The sequence below is a fragment of the Paraburkholderia fungorum genome, assembly GCF_046027605.1.
Classification (GTDB): Bacteria; Pseudomonadota; Gammaproteobacteria; order Burkholderiales; family Burkholderiaceae; genus Paraburkholderia; species Paraburkholderia fungorum_F.
Genome location: NZ_JAQQEF010000014.1, coordinates 110160 through 129468 on the forward strand (window position 1 = coordinate 110160; position 19309 = coordinate 129468).

The 19309-nt window shown below is 61.8% G+C and carries 14 protein-coding genes, 1 tRNA gene and 1 pseudogene; 3 read left to right on the forward strand and 13 right to left on the reverse strand.

The annotated features are described in order from the left end of the window. Positions 1–1109: 1109 nt before the first annotated feature. The 7 genes and pseudogenes from PQR53_RS22935 to PQR53_RS22965 form a co-directional block, all read right to left on the reverse strand. On the reverse strand, positions 1110–1316 hold the full coding sequence (locus PQR53_RS22935) for a hypothetical protein (protein ID WP_408458805.1): 207 nt from the start codon (positions 1314–1316) through the stop codon (positions 1110–1112). Positions 1317–1786: 470 nt separating this feature from the next. Further along, a tRNA-Ile gene (locus PQR53_RS22940) sits at positions 1787–1874 on the reverse strand. 151 nt (positions 1875–2025) lie between these two features. Further along, on the reverse strand, positions 2026–4416 hold the full coding sequence (gene rpoD / locus PQR53_RS22945) for an RNA polymerase sigma factor RpoD (protein WP_408458808.1): 2391 nt from the start codon (positions 4414–4416) through the stop codon (positions 2026–2028). Positions 4417–4509: 93 nt separating this feature from the next. Next, positions 4510–6375, reverse strand: coding sequence for a DNA primase (dnaG, locus tag PQR53_RS22950; RefSeq protein ID WP_408458811.1), 1866 nt, complete (start codon positions 6373–6375; stop codon positions 4510–4512). Between the two features lie 77 nt (positions 6376–6452). After that, positions 6453–6899: a GatB/YqeY domain-containing protein gene (locus PQR53_RS22955; protein WP_408458814.1), complete on the reverse strand. Its 447-nt coding sequence runs from the start codon at positions 6897–6899 to the stop codon at positions 6453–6455. A 260-nt stretch (positions 6900–7159) separates the two neighbouring features. After that, positions 7160–7371 (reverse strand): annotated as a pseudogene (rpsU, locus tag PQR53_RS22960) (30S ribosomal protein S21). A 68-nt stretch (positions 7372–7439) separates the two neighbouring features. Further along, entirely contained in the window at positions 7440–8657 is a 1218-nt protein-coding gene (locus PQR53_RS22965) for a BaiN/RdsA family NAD(P)/FAD-dependent oxidoreductase (RefSeq protein WP_408458816.1), read from the reverse strand. Between the two features lie 121 nt (positions 8658–8778). On the opposite strand from PQR53_RS22965, the gene tsaD reads away from it, so the two are divergent. Further along, on the forward strand, positions 8779–9807 hold the full coding sequence (tsaD, locus tag PQR53_RS22970; protein ID WP_408458819.1) for a tRNA (adenosine(37)-N6)-threonylcarbamoyltransferase complex transferase subunit TsaD: 1029 nt from the start codon (positions 8779–8781) through the stop codon (positions 9805–9807). A 74-nt stretch (positions 9808–9881) separates the two neighbouring features. Here tsaD and folE2 read toward each other — a convergent pair whose 3' ends face one another. The 4 genes from folE2 to PQR53_RS22990 form a co-directional block, all read right to left on the reverse strand. Further along, entirely contained in the window at positions 9882–10688 is an 807-nt protein-coding gene (gene folE2 / locus PQR53_RS22975) for a GTP cyclohydrolase FolE2 (protein ID WP_408458822.1), read from the reverse strand. A gap of 357 nt (positions 10689–11045) precedes the next feature. Next, positions 11046–12953, reverse strand: a complete 1908-nt coding sequence (gene dxs / locus PQR53_RS22980; RefSeq protein ID WP_408458825.1) for a 1-deoxy-D-xylulose-5-phosphate synthase — start codon at positions 12951–12953, stop codon at positions 11046–11048. An 85-nt stretch (positions 12954–13038) separates the two neighbouring features. Beyond that, positions 13039–13920 (reverse strand): polyprenyl synthetase family protein, encoded by an 882-nt coding sequence (locus PQR53_RS22985; protein ID WP_408458827.1) that lies wholly within the window; start codon positions 13918–13920, stop codon positions 13039–13041. Continuing rightward, on the reverse strand, positions 13917–14225 hold the full coding sequence (locus PQR53_RS22990; protein WP_408458830.1) for an exodeoxyribonuclease VII small subunit: 309 nt from the start codon (positions 14223–14225) through the stop codon (positions 13917–13919). The genes PQR53_RS22985 and PQR53_RS22990 overlap by 4 nt, the downstream gene beginning before the upstream one ends. A gap of 287 nt (positions 14226–14512) precedes the next feature. On the opposite strand from PQR53_RS22990, the gene PQR53_RS22995 reads away from it, so the two are divergent. Both PQR53_RS22995 and PQR53_RS23000 read left to right on the forward strand, forming a co-directional pair. Then, a complete protein-coding gene (locus PQR53_RS22995) occupies positions 14513–15619 on the forward strand; it encodes an aromatic ring-hydroxylating oxygenase subunit alpha (protein WP_408458833.1) in 1107 nt (368 codons plus the stop codon). Between the two features lie 209 nt (positions 15620–15828). Beyond that, a complete protein-coding gene (locus tag PQR53_RS23000; RefSeq protein WP_408458836.1) occupies positions 15829–16698 on the forward strand; it encodes a sulfurtransferase in 870 nt (289 codons plus the stop codon). Between the two features lie 149 nt (positions 16699–16847). Here PQR53_RS23000 and PQR53_RS23005 read toward each other — a convergent pair whose 3' ends face one another. Continuing rightward, the gene (locus PQR53_RS23005) at positions 16848–17720 is read right to left on the reverse strand and encodes a dienelactone hydrolase family protein (RefSeq protein ID WP_408458839.1); all 873 of its coding nucleotides are present in this window, start codon (positions 17718–17720) and stop codon (positions 16848–16850) included. A gap of 88 nt (positions 17721–17808) precedes the next feature. Beyond that, positions 17809–19158: an NAD(P)/FAD-dependent oxidoreductase gene (locus PQR53_RS23010; RefSeq protein WP_408458842.1), complete on the reverse strand. Its 1350-nt coding sequence runs from the start codon at positions 19156–19158 to the stop codon at positions 17809–17811. Positions 19159–19309 lie beyond the last annotated feature (151 nt).

The window sequence follows — 19309 nt, forward strand, 5'->3', positions numbered from 1 at the left end:
CGGGTGCTCTCGACAAAATTTATTTGCAACGTATCAATATCAAAGTTGTGCGTATGCAACAGCATTTAATATTCGCGACGTAATCGGGTCGGAACGTTTGAAAAATTGAGAAGCATCTGGTTACTCGAAAATCAGGCGATTGCAATGCGCCATTCCGACGCGGAGTAAATTTATTTCAGAAAAGTGGGAACTTAATTGAGTTAATGCGGTCGGCGGATTGAATCGTTCAATCGCCGCGTAACGGAATCTTTGCATTAACGGTGATTAAGGCGGGTTAAAGGTGGTGGGGTGGTGGCGAATGGTTGCATGCTTTATTCCGAGATTACGGCGCCCGGATACGACGATTGGTCCGATGCCGCCTCCGACCGCCCTCCAAGGACACTTCGGCCTGGTGGGCTTCGTCTCGCGGCCTGCGGCGAGCGGCCCCCAGATAGCACGTGAACGGACGACCCAATAAGAAACCGCCGTCAGGCGGTTCTACGGAGTCCAGTTGTAGCTTTTGCCAACAAAGCGCTCGTTCCAGTCTGCAAGGCAATCCCGCGGAAAGAGATGCCTTCAACACGGGCGCTGCCCGGAGGTAAGCTGCGGCGCCGACCGCCGCGTGACAAAAACCCGTGCTGAAAGCGGACGGCATACATCGAACAGCCTTCCGTCATCATTTAACGGCACAGGCGTGCGTTTTTTCACACGGAGTTTCCCTACTTCCCGGTCGCTGGACGTTGTGAAGGAGTCAACGCGGCCGGCGGACCGCCTCGTCGTCCTCAGGAGAAGCCCCTGGCGCCAGCGGATCAGTCTCCGGCGGGGCGCCAGGCAACGGGCGCGGTTGCTCTCCGGGTTCGTCGAGCGGTTGGTTGGCAGGATCCGCAACGGGATCGATGGTGGGATCGGTTTGCATGACAGGCGTCCTGTAGATGGGAAGATGTCCCACCTTCCCGAGGCGCAACGCCTGTTCCCGAGGGCGCGTCGCGCGCGGCGAATCCGTTCGTCGCCTGAGAGCGCCTGGCCTCCCGCCTTTGCGACCGCCCAGGGCTGTAGAAATTGCCATCGTGCGCCGCGAATCCTTCAAGGTCCGTCGATGCGGCGCCGCCTATGTTCTGGGTGACCCGCGATTAATGGCGATCGCCGCTGGAGCGCGGCACTTCGTCGACGGTTGCCGTCAGAAACGGCTCCAGGCCGAACAGCCATGCAAAGCAGAAGGTGGCGCGGTTCAATGCATTGAACCGCCTCTGCGGCGGACTCCTATCGGCGTCCTCCATCGGCGTGGCAAGCACCGGTTGCGGCTGGGCGAAATCGTGAGCGGTGTGGTCGGGTCGCATGGTGGTTCTCATTATTGATATAGCCTGGAAGCCGAGCCTACGCAAACGACGTGCCACACACGCGGAGCGAACTTCAAAGTGTCAGTGGATGAGATTAGCGACATGTCGCAGGCGCGTCTGTGCGCCTTACCTCGAAGAACACGCTGCACCGGCTGGCGATCCGGATATTCTTGAATGATGGGAGAAGGCGCTGAGACGGCGGAGATTTTGCCGCGGTAATGGATAAAGCGAACCGCAATATCGCCGACGGGAAACGCGATGCTTAATACGGGCGCTTCAACGGGAGAGGTTGATTGCGGAATGTCGTTTAGCCGCTTAATGTTGCGACAAAAGTATTTCTGACAAACCGGGTTCGAATCGGCAGAGCCGGATTAATAACACAGCGGAAGTGACATATTGCCGCATCAGATAGGCGCTCTCGCCATAAAACAAAAAAGGGTTCCGAAAACTCGGAACCCTTTTTTACTACTTGGTGGGCCGGGTCGGAGTCGAACCGACGGTGTCCTTTCGGAGGCGGATTATGAGTCCGCTGCCTGCAACCAGCACGGCGTCCGGCCCAAGAAAAAGACCCGGTCATGAAGGCCGGGCCAATTCGTTGATTGGCCGACATACTACACGAAAAAAGGGCCTCCCAACCGCTTCGCTCAAGCGAAACAACCGGAAGGCCCCCTCAAACGCTACATCATTTCCCACTACCCGCCAGCCTGGCTCAATTCCCTTCGAGGAACGACTTCAGCTTGTCCGAGCGACTCGGGTGACGCAGCTTGCGCAGCGCCTTTGCCTCGATCTGACGGATCCGTTCACGCGTCACGTCGAACTGCTTACCGACTTCTTCGAGCGTGTGATCGGTGCTCATCTCGATACCGAAACGCATACGCAGCACCTTTGCTTCACGCGGCGTCAGCGAGTCGAGCACGTCTTTCACGACATCGCGCATGCTGGCGTGCAGCGCTGCATCAGCCGGCGCCACCGTGTTGGTATCTTCGATGAAGTCGCCCAGATGCGAATCGTCATCGTCACCGATCGGCGTTTCCATCGAGATCGGCTCCTTCGCGATCTTCATGATCTTGCGGATCTTGTCTTCCGGCATTTCCATCTTCTCGGCCAGCGTTGCCGGATCCGGCTCGAGACCGGTTTCCTGCAAGATCTGACGCGAGATGCGGTTCATCTTGTTGATCGTTTCGATCATATGAACCGGAATCCGGATCGTACGCGCCTGGTCAGCAATCGAACGCGTGATGGCCTGACGAATCCACCACGTGGCATATGTGGAGAACTTGTAGCCGCGACGGTATTCGAACTTGTCCACCGCCTTCATCAGACCGATATTGCCTTCCTGAATCAGGTCGAGGAACTGCAAACCACGGTTCGTATACTTCTTTGCGATCGAGATCACGAGACGCAAGTTTGCCTCGGTCATTTCGCGCTTGGCCTGACGCGCCTTCAATTCGCCGGCCGCCATCTGACGGTTGGTTTCCTTCAGGTCCTTCAGTGGCAGAACGACGCGCGCTTGCAGATCCAACAGACGTTGCTGCTGTTCGCGAATGGCCGGAATGTTACGCGTGAGAATCGCGCTATACGCGTGCCCCTCACCGACGATCTTGTCAGCCCACTCGAGATCCGTTTCGCTGCCCGGGAAACGCGCGATGAATTCCGCACGCGGCATGCCGCACTTGTCGACCACCGTATGCAGGATCTGACGCTCGACCTGCCGCACTTCGTCCACTTGCGCACGCAACGTGTCGCATAGACGCTCGACGGTACGCGCGGTAAAGCGGATCGTCATCAGTTCGTTCTGGATCGTTTCCTGCGCCTTCAGATACGACTTGGACTTGTAGCCTTCCTTCTCGAACGCGCGACGCATCTTGTCGAACCATTCGCTGATGAGGGCAAACTTCTCGAGTGACGCACGCTTCAACGCTTCCATTTGCGCCGCGTTGGCCGTGGCTTGCGCCGCGCCGTCGTCTTCTTCCTCGTCCGTTTCTTCCTCTTCCTCGACTTCCTCGTCTTCGCTTTCGATCGCTTCCGCCTCTTGCGCCGAGAAGCCGTCCGCATCTTCCGCGTTGGCGTCGATCAGCCCGTCGACCAACTCGTCGATACGGATTTCCTCGTTCGCGACACGCTCAGCCATGGCCAGAATGTCGGCGATCGTGGTCGGGCACGCGGAGATCGCCATCACCATGTGCTTGAGGCCGTCTTCGATCCGCTTGGCGATTTCGATTTCGCCTTCGCGGGTGAGCAGTTCGACCGTACCCATTTCGCGCATGTACATGCGGACCGGGTCGGTGGTGCGGCCAAATTCGGAGTCGACGGTGGAGAGCGCGACTTCCGCTTCCTCTTCCACTTCGTCGTCCGACGAAGCAGCGGGCGCGTTGTCGTTCAACAGCAGCGTTTCAGCGTCCGGCGCCTGCTCGTACACAGCCACGCCCATATCATTGAACGTGCTGATGATGCCTTCGATCGCCTCGGTCTCGGTGAAGTTGTCCGGCAGGTGGTCGTTGATTTCCGCGTACGTGAGGAAGCCGCGCTCCTTGCCGAGCTTGATCAGCGCCCGCAGTTTGGAGCGGCGCTCTTCGAGTTCCTCAACCGTGCCCGGCTGCGACGACGCAAACGCGTCTTTCAACAGCGCTTTTTCCTTAGCACGACGATCGCGAGCCTTGACCTTCTCCACCTTGCCCGGAACGGCAGCAGGGGTTTCTTCGCTCTGGGTTGCGTCGTCATCGACGGGTGTTTCGTTCAGCTTTTTCGTCATGGAGTTCGTCGTACCGGCTGTAGTCTCGACTCGCGGCTGTTGGACAACAGCCGGTTGAACCGTGGATACTGGAGTCTCACGCTCTGCCGCATCGTCCTGCGCGGCAGGCGCTTCCCTTGCGCTTCTGACACCTGGCCTTGTTGTGCCCGGTGGTGGTACAGCTTTCGCCGCCCTGACCGGCTCCGCTCGCGCAGCGGAAGTGGTCGAGGATTTCTTCCCGGCAGCAGGTGTGACGCTCGCGGCAGACGCTTTCCTGGGGGAAGAAGCTAACTTGGCCTCGGTGACCTTTCGGGTCGGTTCGTGCGAACCTGTGCCTGTTACTTTTTTTCCGCCTGGTGTCTTTGCCATCGCAATCGCCTTTTCGCCTTTGCTAGGAAAACCATTGAAAAAACAAACCGCTAGAAACCTTTTATTGTAGCACTTCGACTTCTGCCACCCCGCTTACAGGCCGAGCTGGCGCTTCATTTCAGCCCGCTTCTGATTCAGGCTCGTCAACTCCGCAAACTCCTCCGGCGTGTGCCGGGATTGCCGCGAAAGCTGCTCGAGACGATCGCAGTAAGCGTCGTACCGCATCTTCAGAATCGCCGCTTTCAACTCCTCTCCGACGATCCGTTCCTGCTCGCGCCGCTCCTCGATGACGGTCGCATCCTCCGGGTCCTTCAGTAGTAAATCCCGGACGTTTTCATCATAGTCTAGAATTTTGCGAAAGATTTCCTCGAAAGTTGGGGCATTGGCGCCGTTTCTCAATAGGTCGGACAGCAACTGAAACTCCGCCGAATCGCCCAGTGCGCGTGCATGCGTCGTCACTTCCTCGAACAGTTCGCCATGCCGCGTGACGCTCAGAAGCGCCTGTTCGGCCTCCTCGTCGAGGACCGCCACCGTTCGCGGATACATCACCAGATTGCGCAGCGTCTTCTCTTCGATCCCGGTCACGCTGCGCCGGTCTTTTCGGGCCGGCGCGGAACGGGCAACCGCCGCGATCCGGGCGTCGACTTCGCATAACGCGGCGACTTCGTCGAACGGCACGTCGAGCCGGTCGGCGAACATATGCATGATCTGCGCGCGCAACGCATTCGCCGGCAGTTGCTGCAGCAGGGGCTTCGCGTCGAACAGCGCGCGGGCCCGGCCTTCGGGCTGGTCCAGCTCCTTGCCGGCCAGTACCTCGTTCAGCATGAACTGCGACAGCGGCATGGCGCGCTCGACCTGTTCGGCGAATGCCTCTGTGCCGAATTCGCGCACATAGCTGTCCGGATCGTGCTCGGACGGCAAAAACAGGAAGCGGATGGTCCGGTTGTCCGCCGCATGTGGCAGACAGGCATCCAGCGCGCGGCGTGCGGCGCGGCGCCCGGCCGAGTCGCCGTCGAAGCTGAAGATGACCGTATCGGTCTGCCGCATCAGTTTCTGCACATGAATCGGCGTGCAGGCCGTGCCGAGCGTGGCCACCGCGTTCTGGAACCCCAATTGGGCCAGCGCGACCACGTCCATATAGCCTTCGACCACCAGCACGTAATGCTGTTCGCGAATCGCCAGACGCGCCTCGAACAGCCCATATAGCTCGCTGCCTTTGTTAAATAGAGGCGTTTCGGGCGAATTCAAATATTTCGGCTCGCCGCCGTCCAGGACGCGGCCGCCGAAACCGATCACCTGCCCTTTGACGTTGCGGATCGGGAACATGATCCGCTCGCGAAAGCGGTCGTACCGGCGGTTCTGACCTTGCGCATCCGACTTTTCGCTGACGATCACGAGACCCGATTCGACCAGCGCGTCGTCCCGATAGTTGGGGAACGCGGGCTCGAGGTTCTGCCAGCCATCCGGTGCGTAGCCGAGGCCGAAGCGGGCGGCGATCTCGCCGGTCAGGCCGCGCTTCTTCAGATACTGGATCGCGACCGGCGCGCCGCGCAACTGCTTGCGGTAAAAGTCGCACGCGGTCTGCATGACATCGGACAGCGCCGTGGTCACCGCCTTGGACGCCGCCGGCGAATACCCGCCAGAACCGCCGCCATACCCTGGCGAAGGCTCGTTCGGCACGGTCAATCCGACTGATTGCGCGAGTTCGTTGACTGCTTCCGGGAACGTGGAGCCGACATGCTCCATCAGGAAGCCGATAGCCGTACCATGCGCGCCGCAGCCGAAGCAGTGATAGAACTGTTTAGTCGGACTAACCGTAAACGAAGGGCTTTTCTCGTTGTGAAACGGGCACAGCCCCATGAAGTTCGCGCCGCCCTTTTTCAACTGCACATACCGGCCGACCACGTCGACGATATCGACGCGGTTGAGCAGGTCCTGCAGGAATGACGGTGGAATCACAGTGAATGACGCTACCTAAAAAGCTCAAGACTGCGCGCGCCGTCGACCACAGCGAGCGCAGACCAGAAAGACAGGAATTACTTCGCGAGCGCGGCTTTGACTTGCGCCGAAACGGCGGTCATGTCGGCACGGCCGGCCAGCTTCGGCTTGAGCACGCCCATGACCTTGCCCATGTCCTGCGGGCCGGCGGCGCCAGTTTGCGCGACCGCCGCCTGAACTTCGGCAACGATCTCGGCTTCGGACATCTGCGCCGGCATGTAGGCGGACAGGATGGCCAGTTCGGCCTTTTCCTTGTCGGCGAGATCCGTGCGGCCCGCGCCTTCAAACTGGCTGATCGAGTCTTTGCGCTGCTTGATCATCTTGTCGATGACGGCGGTGATCGCCGCGTCGTCAAGGGTGACGCGTTCGTCGACTTCGCGTTGCTTGACCGCGGCAAGCAGCAAGCGGATCGTGCCGAGACGCTCGGTATCACGCGCGCGCATGGCTGCTTTCATATCGTCGTTGATCTGGTCCTTGAGACTCATCACTCACCTGAATACGTTGAAATTTAAAAACCGGCCGCTAATCGACCAACATGCCGACCCAATACGCCAGGTTCGCACGCGGCATCCAGCACAAACGCCCGCTTGGGACTGCTTCCTCAAGCGGGTTGGCGCAATTTCGCGTAGTAGATGCGACCCTGCCGGCTGGCCCGAAGGGCCGTATTTTCCGTGACGGCACCTGCTGTGCCCTCACCGGTTGGATGTCGCCGCTCCGTTCGACGGAAACCGCGGCAACGCCAGAATCAGTAGAACTTCTTTGGCAGCATCTGGCCACGCAGACGCTTGAAATGACGCTTCACCGCAGCCGCCTTCTTGCGCTTGCGCTCGGCCGTAGGCTTTTCGTAAAACTCTCGAGCGCGAAGTTCCGTCAGCAACCCGTTTTCTCCATCGTGCGCTTGAAGCGGCGCATGGCGACTTCAAACGGCTCGTTGTCTTTTACGCAGATGATCGTCATTTTTCAATGACGGAACTTTGTAAAGGTTCAGGAGTATAGCAGAGCTTTCTCACAAAGCTAACGCGCCGTCAAGCCCCTAAAACGTACTCCGCGGCCGCCTGGCCGGCCGCCACGCCGGAGGCCCACGCCCATTGAAAATTGTAGCCGCCGAGCCAGCCGGTCACGTCGACCGCTTCGCCGATAAAGTACAAACCCGGCGTGCGGGCGCTCATCATCGTCGCCGATGAGAGCTCGCGTGTGTCGATACCACCGCGCGTGACTTCGGCTTTGCGGTAGCCTTCGGTGCCGTTCGGGGTGAGCGTCCAGCGCGACAAAGCCTCACCGACGCGGCGCAGCGTTTTGTCGGGCAAATCGGCGACGCGGGCATCGGCGGGAATCTGGTGAGTTTCCAGCCACACGTGGGCGAGCCGTTGCGGCACCCATTCCGAGAGCAGGTTGGCGATCTGGCGTTTAGTGCCGGTTTTGGCCTCCAGCAAGGCGGTCGTGGCGTCCTGCTCGGGCAACAAGTTGATGTGAATCGGCTCGCCCGGTTGCCAGTAGCTCGAAATCTGCAGAACGCCGGGGCCCGACAGGCCGCGATGGGTGAGCAGAAGGTCTTCGTTGAATTCGGCGCCGGTCTTTTTATTGCCGGTCGCCAGTTGCACTTCCAGCGACACGCCGGAGAGCGCCGAAAACGGCTCCCAGTCAGCCGGGGCGAAGGTCAGCGGAACGAGCGCGGGGCGCGTGTCGATCAGCTTGTGGCCGAATTGTTTGGCGAGGCGGTAGGCGAAATCGGTAGCGCCAATCTTGGGAATCGACAGGCCGCCGGTCGCCACCACGAGCGCACGGGCCGCGATCGGGCCCGAGTGGGTGTCCAGCGTGAATCGTCCTTCGACGTCATGCCGCACCTGCTCGACCGCAAGCGGCGTGCGCCACGCAATGCGGCCCGCGTCGCACTCGCTCTTCAGCACATTGATGACCGCGTCGCTCGATTGGTCGCAGAACAACTGCCCTTTGTGCTTCTCGTGCCATGTCACGTGATGGCGCTTGAGCAGCGCCATGAAATCACGCGGCGTATAACGCGCCAGCGCCGAGCGGCAAAAGTGGGGGTTGGCCGACAGATAATTGGCCGGTCCGGCATACAGATTCGTGAAGTTGCAGCGGCCGCCGCCGGAAATGCGAATTTTCTCCGCGAGGCGCTGCGAGTGGTCGATCAGCACCACGCGACGGCCGAGTTGCCCGGCCACGGCCGCGCACATCATGCCGGCCGCGCCTGCGCCGATCACTGCGATATCGAAGGATTCCATGGGGCCGCATTGTACCCGTGCGTCTGCGGCCCTCTGCCCGCGCTGCTATACTTTGAGGCTTGCCTTTTCACTTTTGGGCGCCTTGGTGTCTTCACTCGCGCGCCTGTTCAAGCGACCCATCATGCTCGTTCTCGGCATCGAAAGCTCCTGCGACGAAACCGGTCTCGCGCTCTACGACACAGAGCGCGGCCTGCTCGCGCACGCGCTGCATTCGCAAATTGCGATGCATCGGGAGTATGGCGGCGTGGTGCCGGAACTGGCGTCGCGCGATCACATTCGCCGGGCGCTGCCGCTGCTCGAAGAGGTGATGGAGCGCGCCGGCACGCTGCGCGGCGATATCGACGCAATCGCCTACACGCAAGGCCCCGGCCTCGCGGGCGCGCTGCTGGTCGGCGCGAGCGTCGCCAATTCGCTGGCCATGGCGTGGGACAAGCCGACCATCGGCATTCACCATCTCGAAGGGCACTTGCTGTCGCCGCTGCTGGTGGACGAGCCGCCGCCGTTTCCGTTCGTGGCGCTGCTGGTGTCGGGCGGCCATACGCAGTTGATGCGCGTGACGGACGTGGGCGTCTACGAGACGCTCGGCGAAACGCTGGACGACGCCGCCGGCGAAGCCTTCGACAAAACCGCCAAGCTGCTGGGCCTCGGCTATCCCGGTGGCCCGGAAGTATCGCGGATGGCTGAATTCGGCACGCCCGGCGCGGTGGTTCTGCCGCGTCCGATGTTGCATTCCGGCGACCTCGATTTCAGCTTCAGCGGCCTGAAGACCGCGGTCCTCACGCATGCCAGGAAGCTCGGCGGCGCAAATATCTGCGAGCAGGCGAAAGCCGATCTGGCGCGCGGATTCGTGGATGCGGCCGTAGACGTGCTGGCGGCAAAATCGCTGGCGGCGCTCAAACGGACCAAGCTCAACCGGCTGGTCGTCGCGGGCGGTGTCGGCGCGAACCGGCAACTGCGCGAGGCGCTTTCAGCTGCCGCGAAGAAACGCAATTTCTTCGTGCACTACCCGGACTTGTCGCTGTGTACGGACAACGGCGCGATGATTGCGCTGGCCGGCGCATTGCGACTGCAACGCTGGCCCGATCAATCGGCCAAAGATTACGCGTTCACGGTGAAGCCGCGCTGGGATCTGACTTCACTCGCGCGCTGAACCTCAGCGACGTGGGGGTGTAAAAAAGCCGCTCGGAAGGGCGGCTTTCTCATTCAGACAACGAAACGCGCGACTCAGGCCGCCCGCTTATCCCGCTCGATCACTGCGTACGCGCTGTGATTGTGAATCGATTCGAAGTTCTCAGCTTCGAGCACATAAGCGACGATGCGCTCGTCCGCGTTCAGACGCTGTGCGACATCGCGCACCAGGTCTTCGACGAACTTCGGATTCTCGTAAGCGCGTTCGGTGACGAACTTCTCGTCCGGACGCTTGAGCAAGCCCCAGAGTTCGCACGAGGCTTCTTCTTCAGCGATGCGAACAAGTTCTTCCACTGCCACGTCGCCCGCCAGTTCGGCGTTGATCGTGACGTGCGAACGCTGGTTGTGCGCGCCGTACTGCGAAATCTTCTTCGAGCACGGACAGAGGCTCGTGACCGGCACCAGTACCTTCAGGAACAGACGCGTCGCGCCGTTGCGAGTCTCGCCCGTCAACGTTACTTCGTAGTCGAGCAGACTTTGCACGCCCGACACCGGCGCGATCTTGTTCACGAAGTACGGGAACGATACCTCGATGCGACCCGCCTCGGCCTCGAGCTTTTCGAGCATCGCGGCGAGCATGGTGCGGAACGTGGCCGCCTCGAGCGGCGCCTTGTTCTCTTCAAGCAACGCGACGAAGCGCGACATATGCGTGCCCTTCTGATCGGCCGGCAGATGCACGTCGAGATTCCATGTGCCGACCGTGGGCTGCACTTGGCCACCTTGCGTGCGCACTGTCAACGGATGGCGCACTGCCTTGACGCCGACGCGTTGAATCGGAATCTGACGCGTATCGAGCGTGCTCTGCACGTCGGGCATCACAAAGGCGGGATTCATCTGGTTCATATTCTTGTCCTTTCAGGAAACCGCCGGGCGGCCCCATGTTTTCCGCTTCGCGGGAAGTCCCCACCCCGAAGGAAATCCCGCGCCCCGCGGGAAGTCCCCTTGGGAATTGCCCCGTCGGGGACCGTCGCGAAGCAACAGGTTTGGGGGTTCTCGGCGACCGCGCGGATCAGGCTGCGCAACGGCAAACGCCGGCCCCTGCCGGCGCTGGATGATGGACCCGAAGGTCCATCGATTCAAGTTGGAGATTGCTATGACCGCTATCACCGCGGCAAAGCGCACGCGGCGTAGCTGAACAACTCCCAGCCAATCGGCGCGGAGTCAAGTGACGCAACTAAGCAACTCAACCGCGCGACCCATCTACGCGACGCGCTTCACCGAGGATTGGCCAGCGACCGCGCCGCTGGAAAGAAAGCGCTCACGAATCGACTTGGCGATGCCCGCTGCGTCCAGACCACATGCGGCGAGCAGCTTGGCCGGATCCCCATGATCGATGAAGCGATCCGGAAGGCCCAATTGTAGTACGGGCCGCATAACCCCACTCTCAAGCAGGGCTTCGACGCAAGCCGAACCCGCACCGCCCATCACGCAACCTTCTTCGACCGTGACGATGGCGTCGTGCGTTTCGGCCAGTTGGCGAACCAGTTCGGCGTCCAATGGCTTCACGAAGCGCATGTTCGCCACCGTGGCGTCCAGTTGCTCAGCAGCTGCCAGCGACGGCGCGACCATCGTGCCGAACGCCAGGATCGCAATCCGCTTGCCGGCCGGTTGCGACGTCTCGCGACGAACCTCGCCCTTGCCGAGCGGCAGCGCCGTCATCTGCTTGACCGTTGCTACTCCTGTGCCGGCGCCGCGCGGATAGCGCACCGCCGTCGGGTTCGGCTGCTGCAATGCGGTGTACAGCATCTGACGGCATTCGTTTTCGTCCGATGCCGCCATCACCGTCATGTTCGGGATGCAGCGCAGGAACGCCAGATCATAGGCGCCCGCGTGCGTGGCGCCGTCCGCGCCGACCAGACCCGCGCGGTCGATCGCGAACACCACCGGCAGGTTTTGCAACGCGACGTCGTGGATCAGCTGGTCATAAGCGCGTTGCAGGAAGGTCGAATAGATCGCGACCACCGGCTTCATGCCGTCTGCTGCCAGACCGCCGGCAAACGTCACCGCGTGCTGCTCGGCAATGCCGACGTCGAAGTAGCGATCCGGGAAGCGCTTCTCGAACTCGACCATGCCCGAGCCTTCACGCATGGCCGGCGTGATGCCGATCACGCGCGCATCCAGCTCGGCCGCGTCGCATAACCATTCGCCGAACACTTGCGTGTAGGTCTTCTTCGACGGCGTGGTGGCGGGCTTGATGCCTTCAGCGGGATTGAACTTGCCCGGGCCGTGGTACAGCACCGGATCGGCTTCGGCCAGCTTATAGCCCTGACCCTTCTTCGTCACGACGTGCAGGAATTGCGGACCACGCAGTTCCTTGATGTTCTGCAGTGTCGGGATCAGCGAATCCAGGTCGTGACCGTCGATCGGGCCGATGTAGTTGAAACCGAACTCTTCGAACAACGTGGCCGGCACGATCATGCCCTTGGCGTGCTCCTCGAGCTTGCGCGCCAGATCGAGCATAGGCGGGGCAACGCGCAACACGCGCTCGACGCCCGCACGCGCGGCAGCGTAGAAGCGGCCCGACATCAGGCGCGCCAGGTGACGATTCAGCGCGCCGACCGGCGGCGAAATCGACATGTCGTTGTCGTTCAGGATGACCAGCAGCGGCACGTCGTCTTCGACGCCGGCGTTGTTCATCGCCTCGAAAGCCATGCCGGCCGTCATTGCACCGTCGCCGATCACGGCGATGCCCATGCGGTTCTCGCCCTGCAGCTTGCTGGCGACCGCCATGCCGAGCGCGGCCGAGATCGAGGTGCTGGAATGCGCGGTGCCGAAGGTGTCGTATTCCGACTCGTCGCGCTTCGGAAAGCCCGAGATGCCGCCAAGCTGACGCAGCGTATGCATCTTGTCGCGGCGGCCCGTCAGGATCTTGTGCGGGTAGGTTTGATGGCCCACGTCCCATACGATCCGGTCACGCGGCGTGTCAAACACATAGTGCAAAGCAATGGTCAACTCGACCGTGCCGAGGTTGGACGAAAGATGGCCGCCCGTCTGCGATACGCTGTCGAGCACAAAGGCACGCAACTCGTCGGCAAGCGGTTGCAATTGGCGGCGATCAAGGCGGCGCAAGGCTGCCGGGTCGTCGATGGTTTTCAGCAAGTCGTACATCGTCGTTCCATTGTAGGAAAACTTACGCGCCCGCACTTCATACATGCACCTCGAATCAACGATGCAAGGCGGCGGGCTTTCGCGTTTAGCTAACCCGGTTCACCACCAGGTCAGCCAATTCGGCAAGACGCTGCGCACGCGCACCGAACGGCGCAATCGCAGCGTGGGCGTCGCTGCGCAGTTGCGCTGCGAGCGCCCGCGACGCATCTAGCCCAATAATCGACACGTAAGTCGGCTTGCCGTCCTTCGCGTCTTTACCTGCCGTCTTGCCGAGCGTCGCGGAATCGGTCGTGACGTCGAGAATATCGTCGACGACCTGAAACGCGAGGCCGACAGCGGCCGAATACACGTCGAGCGAACGCATTGCGTCCGCACCCGGTGTTTCGCCCGCCAGCGCGCCCATGCGCACGGCGGCACGCAGCAAGGCGCCGGTTTTCATCCGGTGCATGGTTTCCAGTTGCGTGCGCGTCAGCGTATGGCCGACGCTCGCCAGGTCGATGGCCTGACCGCCGCACATGCCAATCGAGCCACTCGCCAAGGCCAGTTCGCGCACGAGCGCTGCCTGTTGCGCCGGCGCCACCACATCCGACGTCAGCGCGACGAACGCCTGCGATTGCAGCGCGTCGCCCACCAGCAATGCCGTAGCTTCGTCATATTTGACGTGTACCGTGGGCTTGCCGCGACGCAACGCGTCGTCGTCCATGCAGGGCATGTCGTCGTGCACGAGCGAGTACACGTGGATCATTTCCAGCGCCGCCGCTGCCGCATCGAGGCACTCGGCGCGCGCGCCGGTCAGCTCGCCGGCCGCGTGGCACAGCAGCGGGCGCACCCGCTTGCCGCCACCCAGCACCGCGTAGCGCATGGCCTCATGCAGTTTGGCCGGCTCGGTCGCTTCAGTGGGCAGGTAGTGTTCCAGTGCCGCTTCGACGCGCTCGAGCACCGAGCGTGTCCATTGTTCGAATGTCATAGGTCGTCCCCGCTTTCAGTAGCGGCTGTGCCTGCGCTATTCATAGGCAGCGGCTTGAGCGTCTCGCCGTCGAGCACGCGCACCTGCAGCTCGACCTTTTCGAGCTGCTGCTGGCAAAACGCCACGAGCGCCGCACCGCGCCGGTAGGCGCCTAGCGACTCCTCGAGGCTGAGATTGCCGCTTTCCATGCGCGCGACCAGCCCTTCCAGCTCCGCCTGGGCGGCCTCGTAATTCTCGGGCAACGGCGTGGTATCGACGCCCTCAGCAGGCGCAGCAGCAGTATCTTTCGACGCGGTCTTCGCCATGAATAGTCGCAAAATTAAAACAAGTCGAACATTCTACGGCAAAAGAGACATTTCCGATCCGCCCGCCGTCCTACATCCCGCCTTTGCCGTCCGCGCCGCACTAGCAGTCTCGCAGAAAAAAATCGATCGGTCTGCGGCGAAAACCGTGAACTTCCTTGACATTTTTGACCCAAATCAGGCACTTAAGCGCCCCAAGGAAGGGGAAACGGGTATAATCGCGGGCTCCCTAAATCGAATCTTCGATGGTTGGGTTGTTCACTGCTTTCACGTTTTCATCGGGAGTGGGAATGTCCAATCTGAGCAATGCATTGCAGTTGCGGTCTGTTCACAGCCAGCTGCCAGTCACGGCTTACTTTGACGAAGCGCTTCTAACGCGCGAAATCGACACCCTTTTCAAGAAAGGTCCTCGCTACATCGGCCACGATCTCATGGTGCCCGAAGCGGGAAATTATTTTGCCTTGCCGAGCGAGAGCGAAGGGCGCGTGCTCGTCCGTAACCAGCAGTCGCAAGCCGAACTGCTGTCGAACGTGTGCCGCCACCGGCAAGCCATCATGCTCAACGGCCGCGGCCAGACGGAGAACATCGTCTGCCCCCTGCATCGCTGGACGTACGACCTGAACGGCCAGCTCCTCGGTGCGCCTCATTTTGCGGATAACCCCTGCCTGAATCTCGGCGCCACGCCGCTGCAGAACTGGCAAGGCCTGCTGTTCGAAGCGCAGGGGCGCAACGTCGCGCGCGATCTGGCAAAGCTGGGCACTAAACAACACTTCGATTTTTCGGGCTTCATGTTCGATCACGTCGAGGTGCACGAGTGCAACTACAACTGGAAGACCTTTATCGAGGTCTATCTGGAGGACTATCACGTCGCGCCATTCCATCCGGGCCTCGGCAGCTTCGTCAATTGCGACGATCTGACGTGGGAATTCGGCGAGTGGTACAGCGTGCAGACGGTCGGCGTACACAAGGATCTGGAGCAGCCGGGCAGTCCGACGTACCGCAAATGGCACGACGAAGTGCTGCGCTTTCGCGACGGCAATCCGCCCGAGTTCGGCGCGATCTGGATGGTGTACTACCCGGGCATCATGATCGAGTGGTATCCGCACGTGCTGGTCGTGTCGTGGTTGATTCCGCGCGGTCCGCAGAAAACCACCAATGTGGTGGAGTTCTATTACCCTGAGGAAATCGCGCTGTTCGAACGCGAGTTTGTCGAAGCCGAGCGCGCCGCCTATATGGAAACGGCCCGCGAAGACGACGAGATCGCCGAGCGCATGGACGCAGGCCGTCGCGCGCTGATGGAACGCGGCGAATCCCAGGTTGGCCCGTATCAGAGCCCGATGGAAGATGGCATGCAGCATTTCCACGAGTTCTTGCGGCGCGAACTCGGCGCGATCTGATCCGCGCGGGCCGCGCGTGCTTCGTTCATGCTCCACCTGCATCGGCGTTTGAGCCGATCCTGCATGCGTTGTGCACGAGTGGCCTCAAAGCATGGAAAGACGGGCTTCGGCCCGTCTTTTTTGTTTAGACTAACAACATCGCTCGGCCATCCGCTCGCCGCGCCAAGCCGCCGGACCGGAGCCGTAATCGCCCGTATCGAGGAGACGTCATGCCGCACACTCACTACACCACACTCATCTCCGCGACCAACCTCGCGGAGCGGCTGGCCGCCGCGCCGGGCAGCGTGTTCGTCATCGATTGCCGTTTCGATCTGGCCGACACCGAGGCGGGCGAAAAAGCCTATCTGGCCGGGCATTTGCCGGGCGCGCACTATCTGAACCTGGATCGCGACCTGTCAGGGCCGAAGACCGGCCACAACGGCCGCCATCCACTGCCGGATCGCGCGCGGCTGGTGGAGACGCTGGAGTCGCGCGGGCTCAAACAGGGTCAACAGGCGGTCGCTTATGACGCGCAGGGCGGCATGTACGCCGCGCGCGCATGGTGGTTGCTGCGCTGGCTCGGCCATGACGCGGTTGCGCTGCTCGACGGTGGCTTGCAAGCCTGGCAGGCCGCCGGCCACCCGCTGACGCAAGACGTCCCGGCGCAGAATACCGGTGACTTCAAAGCCGGCGCGCCGCTGTCTGTCACGGTCGACGCGCAGACCGTCGAGCGCAATCTCGGCACGAAAGAGCACGTCGTGGTGGACGCGCGCGCGAACGATCGCTATCGCGGCGAGAACGAAACGTTGGATCGCGTCGGCGGCCATATTCCTGGCGCGCTCAATCGATTCTTCAAGGACAACCTCACGGCCGACGGCCGCTACAAACCCGCGCACACGCTGCGCGAGGAATTCCATGCGTTGCTGGGCGACACGTCGCCGGAACACGTCGTGCTGCAATGCGGCTCAGGCGTGACGGCATGCGTGAACGCGCTCGCGATGGAGATCGCCGGCATGCATGGCGCGGCGCTATACGCGGGATCGTGGAGCGAATGGAGTTCTGATCCGAAGCGGCCGATTGCGACGGGGCCGAATCCTTAAGCCGATACGTCGAGCGGGACGATCAGCGAAAAGGCCGTGGCCGCTGACAAGCAGCCACGGCCTTTCAGTATTCATCCATCCGAGCGCGCCGGCACACCTTTATGGTTCGTCAACGACGGCGAACACGGCCGGCCAGGCACGGCAGTGACTCAAGCCACCCCATGCTGCTTGAACCACACTAGCACACGGCGCCAGCCATCTTCGGCATCGGCCTTCTTGTAGCTCGGCCGGTAGTCCGCGAAAAACGCGTGGCCTGCGTCGTCATATACGACGAATTGCGAACCGCGCCCTGCCTGCGGACCCTGGGCGATGGCCTGCTTCATCTGCTCGAGCGAGGCTTGGGGAATGCTCTGATCCTGCAAACCATACAGCCCCAGCACCGGCGCATGCAGATCAGCCACGCGATCGAGCGGGTTCGCCGGCGTCGTCGCACTGTGATCGCCGCCAACCCGGCCATACCATGCCGCCGCCGCCTTCAGCCGGGGATTGTGCTCGGCATACAGCCATGCGATGCGTCCTCCCCAGCAGAAACCATTCACGCCCAGCCGGTTCAGATCGCCGCCGTGCTCGCCCGCCCACGCGACAGTGGCGTCGAGATCGCCCAGCGCCTGCTCGTCCGGCACCTTACTGAGAATCTGGTCGCTGATCTGCTGAATGGTCGGCAGCACTGCCGGATCGCCCTCGCGGACGAACAGATCCGGCGCGATCGCCAGATAACCGAGCTTGGCAAAGCGCCGGCAGACGTCTGCAATATGCTCGTGCACGCCGAACGCCTCATGGATCACGATGATCACCGGCAAATGCGTCTTGCCCTTCGGCTGCGCGCGATACGCCGGCACGAGCGTGTCGCCCGAACGCACGGCGATCTCACCGGCTTCAAGGCCGTCGCTATCGGTATGGATGGTTTGCGCCGACACTGGCAGCACAGCCGCCGCAAAACCAGTGCCGAGCGCGGCTTTGATGAAAGTACGTCGATTGAAGGGAACGTGCGGGACCAGGCTGTCGATGTCAGGTTTCAGCATGCGGCGCTCCTCGAATATAGGTTGGAGGCAACAGGATACGCTCCACCCGCATCCTGTTGCACATGCAACCGTCTCGAGCAGTTGACCGTCAGTGCAGCTTGACGCGCGGCAGCGTGGTGCGCCGCAACCAGTGCGCGAAGGTGTCGAGCACCATTCGCGCGTAGCCGTGCAGCGCGGCGATATGCAGCCGGTACAGCGACATGTACATGAAGCGCGCGAACAGTCCCTCGATCAGCATATTGCCGCCGATCACGCCGCCCATCAGGTTGCCGACCGCGCTGAAATGCCCGAGCGACACCAGCGAGCCGAAGTCGCGATAGGTAAATTCCGGCAGCGGCTTGTTGTCGAGCCGCGCGGCAAGCGCCTTCATCAGAAAGCTCGCCTGCTGGTGAGCCGCTTGCGCACGCGGCGGTACATTGCGTTCGTTGCCAGGCCACGGACAAGCCGCGCAATCACCGAGCGCGAAGACGTTGTCGTCGATTTCGGTTTGCAGCGTGCGGCGCACGATGAGCTGGCCCAGACGATTGACCGGCAGGCCGTCGAGCTCACTCAGGATGGCGGGCGCCTTGATGCCGGCGGCCCACACCGTCAGATCGGCGCGCACGGTTTTACCGCTGGCCGTGCGAATCATGCCGGGCGCGACCTCGGCCACGGTCTCGCCGGTCATCAGCTTCACGCCGAGCTTGGTAAGCAGTTCGGCGGTAGCCGTCGACACACGCTCCTGCAAAGCCGGCAAAATGCGCGGCCCCGCCTCGACCAGCACGATGCCGACATCATGCCGCGGATCGAGCTTATGCAAGCCATACGCGGACAACACCTGCGCCGTATTGCGCAATTCCGCCGAGAGCTCGACGCCTGTCGCACCCCCGCCGACGATCGCCACCTGGATGCGCGGCTCGGTGGAAACCGACGTACCCGGCCCCGATTCGACCGGTTCATGCACCTGATGCTCCGCGCGCATACAGGCCGCGATCAGGCGCTTGCGGAAGCGCTCCGCCTGGCTGACCGTATCGAGCGCCAGGGAGAACTCCGGCGCGCCCTTCACGCCGAAGAACGCCGTGGTGCTGCCGATGGCGATGATCAGCGTGTCGTATTCCAGTTCACGCGCGGGCAGCAGTTCTGCGCCATCGTCGTCGAGCACCGTGCCGAGCGTGAGACGTTTGGCCGCACGATCGAGACCCGTCAACTCGCCCTGCTGAAACTCAAAGCCGTGCCAGCGCGCTTGCGCCGCATATTCGAGTTCCTGGGTAAATGGGTCCATGCTGCCGGCGGCCACTTCATGGAGCAGCGGCTTCCAGATATGGGTTGGATTACGGTCGACGAGCGTCACTTGCGCGCGCACACCGCCTTTGTTCTTGTGGGGTGCATAGCGGTCGCCTAGTCGCGTCGCCAGTTCCAGCCCGCCCGCGCCCCCGCCAACGACGATAAATCGATGCATTGAACTCTCCGTATTTGCCGATAGGTTATGCGTGGCGATGGCGCGCATTCAATATGAAGCGCGCTCCGTCTGTTCTATCGATTGTCCGCGAGCGGCACGGGTTGTCACAAGCCATCAATACGCATATGTGACCAAGGTGCGACGTTATGGC

Bases quoted from the DNA above. Each gene is read 5' to 3' on its own strand.
- PQR53_RS22935 (WP_408458805.1), bottom strand. From the start codon at position 1,316: ATGCGACCCGACCACACCGCTCACGATTTCGCCCAGCCGCAACCGGTG.
- rpoD (WP_408458808.1), bottom strand. From the start codon at position 4,416: ATGGCAAAGACACCAGGCGGAAAAAAAGTAACAGGCACAGGTTCGCAC.
- PQR53_RS22955 (WP_408458814.1), bottom strand. From the start codon at position 6,899: ATGAGTCTCAAGGACCAGATCAACGACGATATGAAAGCAGCCATGCGC.
- PQR53_RS22965 (WP_408458816.1), bottom strand. From the start codon at position 8,657: ATGGAATCCTTCGATATCGCAGTGATCGGCGCAGGCGCGGCCGGCATG.
- tsaD (WP_408458819.1), top strand. From the start codon at position 8,779: ATGCTCGTTCTCGGCATCGAAAGCTCCTGCGACGAAACCGGTCTCGCG.
- folE2 (WP_408458822.1), bottom strand. From the start codon at position 10,688: ATGAACCAGATGAATCCCGCCTTTGTGATGCCCGACGTGCAGAGCACG.
- dxs (WP_408458825.1), bottom strand. From the start codon at position 12,953: ATGTACGACTTGCTGAAAACCATCGACGACCCGGCAGCCTTGCGCCGC.
- PQR53_RS22985 (WP_408458827.1), bottom strand. From the start codon at position 13,920: ATGACATTCGAACAATGGACACGCTCGGTGCTCGAGCGCGTCGAAGCG.
- PQR53_RS22990 (WP_408458830.1), bottom strand. From the start codon at position 14,225: ATGGCGAAGACCGCGTCGAAAGATACTGCTGCTGCGCCTGCTGAGGGC.
- PQR53_RS22995 (WP_408458833.1), top strand. From the start codon at position 14,513: ATGTCCAATCTGAGCAATGCATTGCAGTTGCGGTCTGTTCACAGCCAG.
- PQR53_RS23000 (WP_408458836.1), top strand. From the start codon at position 15,829: ATGCCGCACACTCACTACACCACACTCATCTCCGCGACCAACCTCGCG.
- PQR53_RS23005 (WP_408458839.1), bottom strand. From the start codon at position 17,720: ATGCTGAAACCTGACATCGACAGCCTGGTCCCGCACGTTCCCTTCAAT.
- PQR53_RS23010 (WP_408458842.1), bottom strand. From the start codon at position 19,158: ATGCATCGATTTATCGTCGTTGGCGGGGGCGCGGGCGGGCTGGAACTG.